At 69.0% G+C, this 11,682-nt stretch carries 8 protein-coding genes; 7 read left to right on the top strand and 1 reads right to left on the bottom strand.

Translation table 11 applies throughout. The annotated features are described in order from the left end of the window. The 3 genes from ccsA to msrQ form a co-directional block, all read left to right on the top strand. On the top strand, nucleotides 1-187 hold a 187-nt coding region (gene ccsA / locus ALA01S_RS18075; protein WP_169805954.1), incomplete at its 5' end, for a cytochrome c biogenesis protein CcsA. Between the two features lie 227 nt (nucleotides 188-414). Next, nucleotides 415-1,407 carry a protein-methionine-sulfoxide reductase catalytic subunit MsrP gene (gene msrP / locus ALA01S_RS18070; protein WP_066339077.1) on the top strand — a complete coding sequence of 331 codons (993 nt, stop codon included), beginning with the start codon at nucleotides 415-417 and terminating at the stop codon, nucleotides 1,405-1,407. A gap of 13 nt (nucleotides 1,408-1,420) precedes the next feature. After that, nucleotides 1,421-2,086: a protein-methionine-sulfoxide reductase heme-binding subunit MsrQ gene (msrQ, locus tag ALA01S_RS18065; RefSeq protein WP_238455846.1), complete on the top strand. Its 666-nt coding sequence runs from the start codon at nucleotides 1,421-1,423 to the stop codon at nucleotides 2,084-2,086. Between the two features lie 131 nt (nucleotides 2,087-2,217). Here the strand turns inward: msrQ and uvrA are convergent, their stop codons facing one another. Further along, nucleotides 2,218-7,887 (bottom strand): excinuclease ABC subunit UvrA, encoded by a 5,670-nt coding sequence (uvrA, locus tag ALA01S_RS18060; RefSeq protein WP_066339074.1) that lies wholly within the window; start codon nucleotides 7,885-7,887, stop codon nucleotides 2,218-2,220. Nucleotides 7,888-8,215: 328 nt separating this feature from the next. Between uvrA and ALA01S_RS18055 the strand changes: the two genes are divergently transcribed. The 4 genes from ALA01S_RS18055 (at nucleotide 8,216) to ALA01S_RS32000 (ending at nucleotide 11,669) form a co-directional block, all read left to right on the top strand. Further along, nucleotides 8,216-8,653 (top strand): response regulator, encoded by a 438-nt coding sequence (locus ALA01S_RS18055; protein ID WP_218011490.1) that lies wholly within the window; start codon nucleotides 8,216-8,218, stop codon nucleotides 8,651-8,653. Nucleotides 8,654-8,752: 99 nt separating this feature from the next. Continuing rightward, on the top strand, nucleotides 8,753-9,757 hold the full coding sequence (locus ALA01S_RS18050) for a Bug family tripartite tricarboxylate transporter substrate binding protein (protein ID WP_084267693.1): 1,005 nt from the start codon (nucleotides 8,753-8,755) through the stop codon (nucleotides 9,755-9,757). Nucleotides 9,758-9,894: 137 nt separating this feature from the next. Beyond that, nucleotides 9,895-11,442 (top strand): malonate--CoA ligase, encoded by a 1,548-nt coding sequence (locus ALA01S_RS18045; RefSeq protein WP_066339064.1) that lies wholly within the window; start codon nucleotides 9,895-9,897, stop codon nucleotides 11,440-11,442. A 5-nt stretch (nucleotides 11,443-11,447) separates the two neighbouring features. After that, nucleotides 11,448-11,669: a cysteine-rich CWC family protein gene (locus ALA01S_RS32000; RefSeq protein ID WP_084267692.1), complete on the top strand. Its 222-nt coding sequence runs from the start codon at nucleotides 11,448-11,450 to the stop codon at nucleotides 11,667-11,669. Nucleotides 11,670-11,682 lie beyond the last annotated feature (13 nt).

Genomic DNA, 11,682 nt, shown 5'->3' with positions numbered 1-11,682 from the left:
CCCCAAGGAGACCTGGGCGCTGATCGTGTGGCTGAACTACGCCGCCTGGCTGCACATGCGGCTCATGAAGGGCCTGCGCGGCTCCATGTCCGCCTGGTGGGCGCTGGCCGGCCTGGTGGTCACCAGCTTCGCCTTCCTGGGCGTGAACATGTTCCTCTCCGGCCTGCACTCCTACGGCGAGCTGTGAGCCCGGCTTGAACGGATAAAACCCTTGAACGAGACGGCGCCCAATGCGGGCGCCGTTTTCATTTGCGGCCCGCGGGCGGCGGGGTTTTTCCAGGCCACTGGCGCTTCACCGCCCCATGAAAGCTGGCAGCGCTGACAGCTTTCTCACGAAAACTTCACATCGACAGGCCTCCAGGAACTTCGCCGGTTCGTACACGGTCTGGACCACAAGCAACCAGGAGACTTCATATGCATCCGATCAGGGACCGCGGCTTCAACCACGCCACCCCGTCCGAGATCACGCCGCAGGCCGTTTATGAGCAGCGCCGGCAGTTCCTCAAGACCATCGCCACCGGGGCTGCCGGCAGCGTGCTGGCCACGTGGGCGGCGCGCGACGCCCGCGCCGCCTTCACCGGCCACGGTCAATATCCCAAGCTGGCTTCCGTGCCCAGCACCCTGCCCAGCGCCAACGCCATGGACAAGGTGACGGACTACCAGGACGCCACCACCTACAACAACTTCTACGAATTCGGCACCGACAAGTCCGACCCCTTCGCCACGGCCGGCCGCATGAAGACGCGGCCCTGGACGGTGACGGTGGAGGGCAACGTCGCCAAGCCGCAGACCTTCGACATCGAGCAGCTCATGAAGCTGGCGCCGCTGGAGGAGCGCCTCTACCGCCTGCGCTGCGTGGAGGGCTGGTCCATGGTGATTCCGTGGATCGGCTTTTCGCTGTCGGAAGTCATCAAGCGCGTGCAGCCCACGGGCAACGCCAAGTACGTGGAGTTCGTGACCCTGGCCGACCCCAAGCAGATGCCCTTCGTGGGCTCCCGCGTGCTGGACTGGCCCTACGTGGAAGGTTTGCGCATGGACGAGGCCCTGCACCCGCTGACCATGCTGGTGTTCGGCATGTACGGCGAGGTGCTGCCCAACCAGAACGGCGCGCCGCTGCGCCTGGCCGTGCCCTGGAAGTACGGTTTCAAGAGCGGCAAGTCCCTCGTGAAGATCCGCTTCGTGGAGCAGCAGCCGCGCACGGCGTGGCAGAAGTCGGCGGCCGAGGAATACGGCTTCTATTCCAACGTGAACCCCAACGTGGACCACCCGCGCTGGAGCCAGGCCACGGAGCGGCGCATTGGCGAGGGCGGCCTCTTCGCCAAGAAGCGGCCCACGCTGATGTTCAACGGCTACGAGCCGCAGGTCGGCCAGCTCTACGCGGGCATGGACCTGAAGAAGAACTACTGACAAGGCGGCCGACGTGGCGAACCCCGCAATCGCCGCCGGCGCGGCGAGGAAAAAGCCTTTGCTGCTGCACCCGGCGTCCAAGCCGCTGCTGTTCGCGCTCCTGCTGCTGCCGCTGGCCTACCTGGTGTGGGCCGCGGCCACCGACAGCTTGGGCGCCAACCCGGCCGAGGCGCTGATACGCCGCAGCGGCGACTGGACGCTGCGGCTGCTGTGCGCGACCTTGGCGATCACGCCGCTGCGGGTGCTGCTGAAACAGCCGGCGCTGGTGCGCTTTCGGCGCATGCTGGGCGTGGCGACCTTCGGTTATGCCGTCCTGCACTTCGTCTGCTACGCGGTGCTGGACCAGGGCCTGGACCTGCAAGTGATCCTGAAGGACATCGCCAAGCGGCCCTTCATCCTGGTCGGCACGGCTGCGCTGGTGCTGATGACGCCGCTGGCGCTGACCTCCTTCAACCGCGCCATCAAGGCGCTGGGCGGCAAGCGCTGGCAGCGGCTGCACCAGAGCATCTACGCCATCGCACTACTGGCGCTGCTGCACTTCTTCTGGATGAAGGCGGGGAAGAACGATTTCACTCAGTGGTCGATCTACGCGGCGGTGATTGCGGCGCTGCTGGGGTGGCGGGTGTGGGAGGCGAAGAAGCGCAGCAGCGCTTCGCTGTTGAAGCAGCCCGTGAGCTGAAGCGGTTCACACCCAATTTCGTCATTCCCGCGAAGGCGGAAATGACGAAGTAGAGGACGAAACGCTTGAGCTTTCGGCATGTGTCGAGTCAGTCAGCCGGTCGCTGCAAGCTTCGCCCCGGGCCGCCCTCGTCACCTGCTCAACACCGGCGCCAGCGCCTTGCCCGTATGGCTGCCCGCCTTGACCAGCGCTTCCGGCGGGCCGGCCACGACGAGCTTGCCGCCGCCGCTGCCGCCTTCGGGGCCCAGGTCCAGCACCCAGTCGGCTTCGGCGATCAGGTCCAGGTCGTGCTCGATCACCACCACGCTGTGGCCGCCGGCCACCAGGCGGTGCAGCACGTGGATCAGCCGCTCCACGTCCGACATGTGCAGGCCCACCGTCGGTTCGTCCAGCACGTACAGCGTGTGCGGCGCCTTCTGGCCACGGCGGCCCACCTCGTCACGCACCTTGGACAGCTCCGTCACCAGCTTGATGCGCTGCGCCTCGCCGCCTGAGAGCGTCGGCGAGGGCTGGCCCAGCGTCAGGTAGCCCAGGCCCACGTCCTTGAGCAACTGCAGCGGGTGCGCGATGCCGGGCATGGAGGCGAAGAACTCCACCGCCTCGTCCACCGCCATGTTCAGCACGTCGCCAATGCTCTTGCCGCGCCAGGTGACGGCCAGCGTCTCCGGGTTGAAGCGCTGGCCGTGGCACACGTCGCAGGGCAACTTCACGTCGGGCAGGAAGCTCATTTCAATCGTGCGCAGGCCCTGCCCCTCGCAGGCCGGGCAGCGGCCCTCGCCGGTGTTGAAGCTGAAGCGCCCCGGCCCATAGCCGCGCGCCTTGGCCTCCAGCGTCTGCGAGAAGAGTTTGCGGATGGCGTCCCAGAAGCCGATGTAGGTCGCCGGGCAGGAGCGCGGCGTCTTGCCGATGGGCGTCTGGTCCACCTCCAGCACGCGGTCCACGTGCAGCCAGCCTTCCACGGCGCCGCAACCGGTGAGCGAGACGCCCTTGCCGCGCGCCGCCACCAGCGCCTGCACGTTGGAGAGCAACACGTCGCGCGCCAGCGTGCTCTTGCCGGAACCCGAAACGCCCGTCACCGCCACCAGGCGGCGCAGCGGCACGCCCACGTCCACGCTCTGCAGGTTGTGCAGATTCGCCTTGCGCACGCGCAGCCACTGCACGCCGTCGTCCACCGGGCGGCGCGCCTCGATCGGGTGCTTCAAGGGCGAGGCCAGGAAGCGGCCGGTGATGGACGCCGGCTGCGCGGCCAGCTCCTCGGCCGTGCCCTGGGCCACCACCTGGCCGCCGCGGCGGCCGGCGCCGGGGCCGATGTCGATGATGTGGTCGGCGCGGCGGATGGTGTCCTCGTCGTGCTCCACCACCACCAGCGTGTTGCCGCGGCTGCCCAGCTCCTGCAGGGCGTCCAGCAGGATGCCGTTGTCGCGCGGGTGCAGGCCGATGGTGGGCTCGTCCAGCACGTAGCACACGCCCTGCAGGTTGCTGCCCAACTGCGCGGCCAGGCGTATGCGCTGCGCCTCGCCGCCGGAGAGCGTGGGGGCGGCGCGGTCCAGCGTCAGGTAGCCCAGGCCCACGGCTTCCAGGAATTTCAGCCGGCTGGCGATTTCCGTCACCACGTCGCGGGCGATGCCGGCGTCACGCCCAACGAGCTTCAAACCGTCCATCCACTCGCGCGCCTGCTGCACGGACCAGGCCGCCACCTCGCTGATGGGGCGCTGGTCGAACTGCACGGCCAGCGACACGGGGTTGAGCCGCGCCCCGTGGCAGGCCGGGCAGGCGCGGTCGGTGACGCCTTCGGCCTCGGCCTCCTCGGCCGGGAAAGCCTGCTCGCGGCCGCGGTTGTCCTCGTCGCGCACCGAGTCGTCATAGACCTTGCGCTGCTCGCGCGTGAGCGCCAGGCCCGTGCCCACGCACTCGCCGCACCAGCCGTGCTTGCTGTTGTAGGAAAACATGCGCGGGTCCAGCTCGGGGTAGCTCGTCCCGCAGGTCGGACAGGCGCGCTTGGTCGAAAAGACTTTCACGTGGCACAGCCCGCTGGTCGGCTTGCCGCAGGCCATGGCGTCGCGCAGCTTGTCCAGCGGATGCAGCAGGTGCATCACGCCCTTGCCGTGCTCCAGGGCGGACTGCAGCAGCTCGCGCAGGCGGTTCTCGTTCTCCGGCGTCACCAGCAGGTCGCCCACCGGCAGCTCGACCGTGTGCTCCTTGAACCGGTCCAGGCGCGGGAAGGGCTGCACCGGGACGAACTCGCCGTCCACGCGCAGGTGCGTGTGGCCGCGGGCCAGGGCCCACTTGGCCAAGTCCGTGTACAGGCCCTTGCGGTTGACGACCAGCGGCGCCAGCAGGCCCACGTGCTGGCCGCGGTGCTCGCGCAGCAACTGCGCGGCGATGCTCTCGGCGCTTTGCGGCATCACCGGCGTGCCGTCGTGGATGCAGCGCTGCAGGCCCAGCTTCACCCACAGCAGGCGCAGGAAGTGCCAGACCTCGGTGGTGGTCGCCACCGTGCTCTTGCGCCCGCCGCGCGACAGGCGCTGCTCGATGGCCACCGTGGGCGGGATGCCGTACACCGCATCCACCTCCGGCCGCCCCGCGGGCTGGACGATGGAGCGCGCATAGGCGTTGAGCGACTCCAGGTAGCGCCGCTGCCCCTCGTTGAACAGGATGTCGAAGGCCAGCGTGCTCTTGCCGGAGCCGGAGACGCCGGTGATGACGCTGAAGCGGCCGTGCGGAATCTCCACGTCCACGCCCTTGAGGTTGTGCTCGTGGGCGTTGACGATGCGGATGGACTCGGCCGGCGGCGTGGCGCGCCGCGACGCGACCAGCGACTGCAGCGGCCGCCCCTCCTCCACCGCGCCGTCCAGCCCAAGCGCGCGCTCGTAGGCGCACAGCGCCCGGCCGGTGTGCGAGATGGGGTGGGCCTTGATGTCCTCCGGCGTGCAGGCCGCCACCAGCTCGCCGCCGCCCTCGCCGCCCTCGGGGCCCAGGTCGATGAGCCAGTCCGCGGCGCGGATCACGTCCAGGTTGTGCTCGATGACGATGAGCGAATGCCCCGCCTCCAGCAACTTGCGCAGCGCGCGCATGAGGCGGGCGATGTCCTCGAAGTGCAGCCCCGTGGTGGGCTCGTCGAACAGGAACAGCGTGCCCTTGCGCGCCAGCGGCTGGCGGCTCTTGGAGGCGGACTGCGCCGCCTCGGCCAGGAAGCCCGCCAGTTTCAGCCGCTGCGCCTCGCCGCCGGAGAGCGTGGGCACGGGCTGGCCCAGGCGCAGGTAGTCCAGGCCCACGTCCACGATGGGCTGCAGCGCGCGCGCCACCTCGCGGTCGCCGCGAAAGCGCTGCAGCGCCTCGCTGACGGTCAGCTCCAGCACGTCGGCCACGCTCAGCTCGCCGCCCGTCACTTCGGCGGGCAGGCGGCGCTCGATCTTCACGTCCAGGATTTCGGCGCGGTAGCGGCGGCCTTCGCAGTCCGGGCAGCGCAGGTACACGTCCGACAGGAACTGCATCTCCACGTGCTCGAAGCCGGAGCCGCCGCAGGTTGGGCAGCGGCCGTCGCCGGCGTTGAAGCTGAACATGCCCGCGCCATAGCCGCGCTCGCGCGCCAGCGGCGCCTCGGCAAAGAGCTTTCGGATCTCGTCGAAGGCGCCGACGTAGCTGGCGGGGTTGGAGCGCGCGGTCTTGCCTATAGGGCTTTGATCGACGAACACCGCGTCGGAGAGCATGTCCGCGCCGAGCAGCCGGTCGTGCTCGCCGGGCGCTTCGGTGGCCTTGCCGAAGTGGCGGGCCAGGGCGGGGTACAGCACGTCCTGCATCAGCGTGCTCTTGCCGGAGCCGGAGACGCCGGTGACGACCACCAGGCGCTGCAGCGGGAAATCGACCGTGACGTTCTTGAGGTTGTGCTCGCGCGCGCCTTCGAGGATGAGGCGCGGCGTGCTGTCGCTGACGAAGCGCTTGATGCTGCCGCCGACGTGCTTGCGCGCCCCCAGGTAGGCGCCGGTGAGCGTATCGGCCTGGCGGGCGGCGTCCGGCGTGCCGTCGAAGACGATGCTGCCGCCGCGCTCGCCGGGGCCGGGGCCCATGTCGATGAGGCGGTCGGCGGCCAGCATCACCGCCGGGTCGTGCTCCACCACCACCAGCGTGTTGCCCGCGTCGCGCAGGCGCTGCATGGCCTGCACGATGCGGTCCATGTCGCGCGGGTGCAGGCCGATGCTGGGCTCGTCCAGGACGAACAGCGTGTTCACCAGGGAGGTGCCCAGCGCCGTGGTCAGGTTGATGCGCTGCACCTCGCCGCCGGAAAGAGACCGGCTTTGCCGGTCCAGCGTCAAATAGCCCAGGCCCACGTCGCAGAGGTAGCGCAGCCGGGTGCGCACCTCGTCGAGCAGCAGCTCCATGGCGGCCTGTTCGGCCTGCGGCTTGTCCTGCACGCCGGCCTCGATGCCGTCGAAGAAGCCGCGCAGGCGCTGCAGCGAGAGCTGCATGAGGTCGTGCAGGTGCAGGCCCGGCAGCGCTTGGAGCTGCTCGCGGGTCCAGTCCACGCCCTTGGGCATGAAGCGCTTTTCAGGCGGCAGCACCGCGTCGGCCTGTGCCTTGGTGCCTATGCGCCACAGCAGCGCCTCGGTCTTGAGCCGCGCGCCGCGGCAGCTTGGGCACTCGGTGTAGCTGCGGTACTTGGACAGCAGCACCCGGATGTGCATCTTGTAGGCCTTGCTCTCCAGGTAGTCGAAGAAGCGGCGCACGCCGTACCACTGCTTGTTCCACTGGCCGTTCCAGTTGGGCGAGCCGCCCAGCACCCAGTCCTTTTGCGACGGGGAGAGCTGCGACCAGGCCGTGTCGCGCGGGATGCCGGCCTCGCCGGCGTACTTGATCAGGTCGTCCTGGCACTCCTTCCACGCGGGCGTCTGCATGGGCTTGATGGCGCCGCCGCGCAGCGTTTTGCGCTCGTCAGGAATGACCAGGCCCATGTCCACGCCGATCACGCGGCCGAAGCCCTTGCAGGTTTCGCAGGCGCCAAAAGGCGAGTTGAAGGAGAACAGCGAGGGCTGCGGCTGGGCGTAGCGGACGTCGCTCTCGGGGCAGTGCAGCCCGGTGGAGAACTTCCACAGCTCCTCGCCCCCGTCCTGGAGCACGTAGACGGTGAGCCGGCCGGTGCCGCGCTTGAGCGCCAGCTCGATGGCCTCCATGGCGCGCACCTGCTCCACGTTGCCGATGCGGAAGCGGTCGGCCACCACGTCCAGCAATTTCCGCTCGCCCACGGTGCGCTCGGCCTGCACTTTCGTGAAACCGCCGGCGGCCAGCCACTGCTCGACCTCCTCGGCGCTGGTGTTGGCGGGCAGCTCCACGGGGAAGGTCAGGGCCAGGCGCGGGTCGCCGTTCAGCGCGGCGCGGCGCTGCATCTCGGCGTAGATGGACTCCGGCGTGTCGTGGCGCACGGGCAGCGCGGTCTGCCGGTCGAACAGGTCGGCGGCGCGGGCGAACAGCAGCTTCAGGTGGTCGTTGAGCTCCGTCATCGTCCCGACCGTGGAGCGGCTGGTGCGCACGGGGTTGGTCTGGTCGATGGCGATGGCCGGGGGCACGCCCTCGACGCGGTCCACGGCCGGGCGGTCCATGCGGTCCAGGAACTGGCGCGCGTAGGCGCTGAAGGTCTCCACGTAGCGGCGCTGGCCTTCGGCGTAGAGGGTGTCGAACACCAGGCTGGACTTGCCCGACCCGCTTGGGCCGGTGACCACCGTCATCTCGCCGGTGCGGATGTCCAGGTCCAGGTTCTTCAGGTTGTGCTGGCGCGCGCCGCGGATGCGGATGACTCCGGAACTCATGGATGGGTCTTTTCAGAAAGAGGCGGAAGATTCTAGGACTGTATAAAAAAACACCCCTGGGCAGGGTTGCCACGCAGGGCCCCAGAATTGCCCAGGAGAGCAATCCCGCGGCCTGATGGACGGGGACCGAATACAAGGTTTAACGTTTCGGCTTTTTTGCCGAAATGGACCTAAATGCTTGATGCGACAAGAAAAAACCTGGGCAAGCTTCCGGGGCCGTCAACAAGGGGGCCGGTGCTAGCATGGGCGCCGACTGCGTGCTTACGCGGTACGTGCCGGCAGACCAGGAAAGACCCCGGCCATTTCGGGCACCCGCATGGAGAACTGCATGAATTCGGTGCCACAAGCGCCCGCCACTGATGCCGTTGGAACCTTGGCCGCCGGTCCGGTGCTGCTGGTCGAGGACCATCCGGTCAATCAGATGATTGCGCTGGAGATGCTCAAGGCGCTTGGGCTGGAAGTGCTCACCGCGGACGACGGCGCGCAGGCGCTGGAGCGCTGCGAGGCCATGCCGCCGCGCCTGGTGCTCATGGACCTGCAGATGCCGGTGATGGACGGGCTGCAGGCCACGCGCCGGCTGCGCGAGATGCAGCAACAGGGGCGGCTGCCGGGCTTCCCCATCCTGGCGCTCACCGCGCACGCCCTGGCCAGCGACCGCGAGATGGCCCTGGCCGCCGGCATGGACGACTACCTCACCAAGCCCATCGTCTTCGAAACCCTGCGCCGCGCCCTGGCGCGCTGGCTGCCGGAGCTGTCGGCCGGCTGATACGCCTGCATACACTTGCGGCCGCCGGGCCGCAGCCCGGCACCCCCACCCTCATTCCATGAAGCCTTTGCCACGCAGCAGGGCCGCCGGAGACAAACCATGACCACTGGACGCACGCGGCTGGCCTGTGCCGCCGCAGCCTTTTCCTGGGCCTGCCTGCCCGCTTGGCCACAAACCGCCACCTCGGCTGCCGGCCCAAGTGCCGGCTGGCCCACCAAGCCGGTGACGGTGATCGTCCCCTTCCCCGCCGGCGGCGGCACGGACGCCTTCGCCCGCCCGCTGTTCGCGCAGCTCAGCAAGCAGTTGGGCAAGCAGTTCGTGATCGACAACAAGGGCGGTGCCGGCGGCACCGTGGGCGCGGCGCTGGCGGCGCGGCTGCCGGCCGACGGCCACAGCTTCTTCATGGGCGGCGTGCACCACGCCATCGCCCCGGCCATGTACCCCAAGCTGGACTACAGCCTGGAAGCCGACTTCATTCCCGTGGGCCTGGTCTCCAGCGTGCCGCAGGTCATCGTGGTCAACGCAAGCAGGCCGGCAGCCTCCGACCTGCCCGGGCTGTTGCAGCGGCTGCGGAGTAAACCGGGCCAGTTGAACTACGGCTCGGCCGGCAACGGCACCTCGCACCACCTGGCCGGCGAGCTGTTCAAGCTGCAGACCAAGACCTTTATCACCCATATCCCCTACCGCGGCGCGGGCCCGGCGCTGCAGGACCTGATGGCCGGGCAGGTGGACATGATGTTCGACGGCCTGGGCAGCTCGGCCGCGCACATCCGCAGCGGGCGGCTGAAGGCGCTGGCCGTGGCCGGCGAGCGCCGCGCGCCCGGCTTCCCCGACATCCCCACCGCGCGCGAGCTGGGCGTGCCGGACTACGTGGTGAGCACCTGGTACGGCCTGTGGGCGCCCAAGGGCACGCCGCGCGAGTCCGTGGAGCGCATGCAGGCCGAGCTGAAGAAGGCGCTGGAGTCGCCGGAGCTCAAGGCCGCCTGGACCAGCTTGGGCAGCGAGACGCCCAACGTCTGGGGCGAGGCCTTCGGAGCCTACGCGGCCAAGGAAACCCGGCGTTGGGCCGATGTCGTGAAAAGCTCCGGCGCGCGCATGGAGTGATGGTTCAAACCGCCCCCGCCGGGCCGCCGCGGCGCGGTGCTTGGCATGATCGCGGGTTCGCCAAGTTCGCCGTCCGAGACGGGCCGGCGCTCCACAGGCGCCCGTCCCCGCTGCCCCCAGACCTGTTTTTCCAGACCATGAGCAACCTCTACGCCGCGCTGCGCGCGGGCTTTCCCGCCGACCTGGACCGCTGCGCCATCGAAGCGCTGGACGCCCCCGGCGGCCCGCTGCACTACACCTGGCGCGACATCGAGCGCGGCAGCGCCATGATCGCCAACCTGCTGCAGGGCCTGGACCTCCCGGCCAGCAGCGACGGCGTGCCGCCGCGCGTGGCCGTGCAGGTGGACAAGAGCGTCGAGGCGCTGATGCTCTACCTCGGCGTGCTGCGCGCCGGCATGGTCTACCTGCCGCTGAACAACGCCTATCAGGCGGCCGAGGTCGAGTACTTCATCGGCAATGCCGAGCCGGCCGTGGTGGTGTGCGCGCCGCGCAACTTCGGCTGGGTCAGCCGCACGGCCTTCAACGCGGGCGCCCAACACGTGTTCACCTTGGGCGAGGAGCGCGACGGCACGCTGCTGCAGCGCGCGTCGGTGCAAAGCGACGAGCAGAGGCCCGTGGAGCGCGGCGCCGACGACCTGGCCGCCATCCTCTACACCAGCGGCACCACCGGCCGCAGCAAGGGCGCCATGCTCAGCCACGGCAACCTGCTGAGCAACGCGCAGGTGCTCAAGGACTACTGGGACTGGCAGCCCGGCGACGTGCTCATCCACGCACTGCCCATCTTCCACGTGCACGGCCTGTTCGTGGCCTCGCACGGCGCGCTGCTCAACGGCAGCACGATGCTGTGGCTCAACAAGTTCGACCCGCGCACGGTCGTGTCGCTGCTGCCGCGGGCGACCGTCTTCATGGGCGTGCCCACGCTGTACGTGCGCCTGCTGGCCGACGCGGGGCTCACGCGCGAGGCCTGCAGCCGCATGCGCCTGTTCATCTCCGGCTCCGCCCCGCTGCTCATAGACACGTTCACGCAGTGGCAGCAGCGCAGCGGTCACACCATCCTGGAGCGCTACGGCATGAGCGAGACGGCCATGCTGACCTCCAACCCCTGCAAGCCGCAGGACGGCCAGCGCCGCGGCGGCACCGTCGGCCAGCCCCTGCCCGGCGTGGGCGTGCGCGTGATGGACGACGCAGGCAACCCCTGCCCGGCCAACGAGATCGGCCATATCCAGGTGCGTGGCCCCAACGTGTTCGCCGGCTACTGGCGCATGCCGGAAAAGACGAAAGAGGAATTCACCGCCGACGGCTGGTTCAAGACCGGCGACGTGGGGAAAATCGAAGCCGACGGTTATGTGGTGATCGTGGGCCGCAGCAAGGATTTGATCATTTCCGGCGGCTACAACGTCTACCCGGCCGAAGTCGAGAGTTTCATCAACGACTTTCCCGGCGTGGCGGAAAGCGCGGTGGTCGGCGTGCCGCACCCGGATTTCGGCGAGGCGGTGGTGGCGGTGGTGATTCCCGCGGCCGGCGCGGCGCTGGATGCGGCCGAAGTCATCGCCAAGCTGAAAGCCGGCATCGCGGGATTCAAGGTGCCCAAGCAGGTTTTCATTTCGCCTGAACTGCCGCGCAATGCGATGGGCAAGGTGCAGAAGAACCTGCTGCGCGACCAATACAAGACGCTCTTTGCCTGACCGCCATGAACGACGCCGCCGTGAATATCCCGCCGCTGGACGACCGCTGCCCACGCTGCGGGGGGAGTTTTCATTGCGGCGTCAATGGCGCGGGGCCTTGCCCGTGCACGACGGTGCAATTGAGTGCGGAATTGCAGGCGACGTTGAGGCAGCGGTTCGAGGGCTGCCTGTGTGTTTCCTGCCTGGCGGCGCTGGCGGGCGGAGCGGCATTGGATAGGGCGGAATAAATTCCGCCATCAA

This window comes from Azohydromonas lata NBRC 102462 (genome assembly GCF_001571085.1).
GTDB lineage: Bacteria > Pseudomonadota > Gammaproteobacteria > Burkholderiales > Burkholderiaceae_C > Azohydromonas > Azohydromonas lata.
Note: the sequence above shows the minus strand (reverse complement) of the source record. Positions and strands in the feature narration are given on the sequence as shown.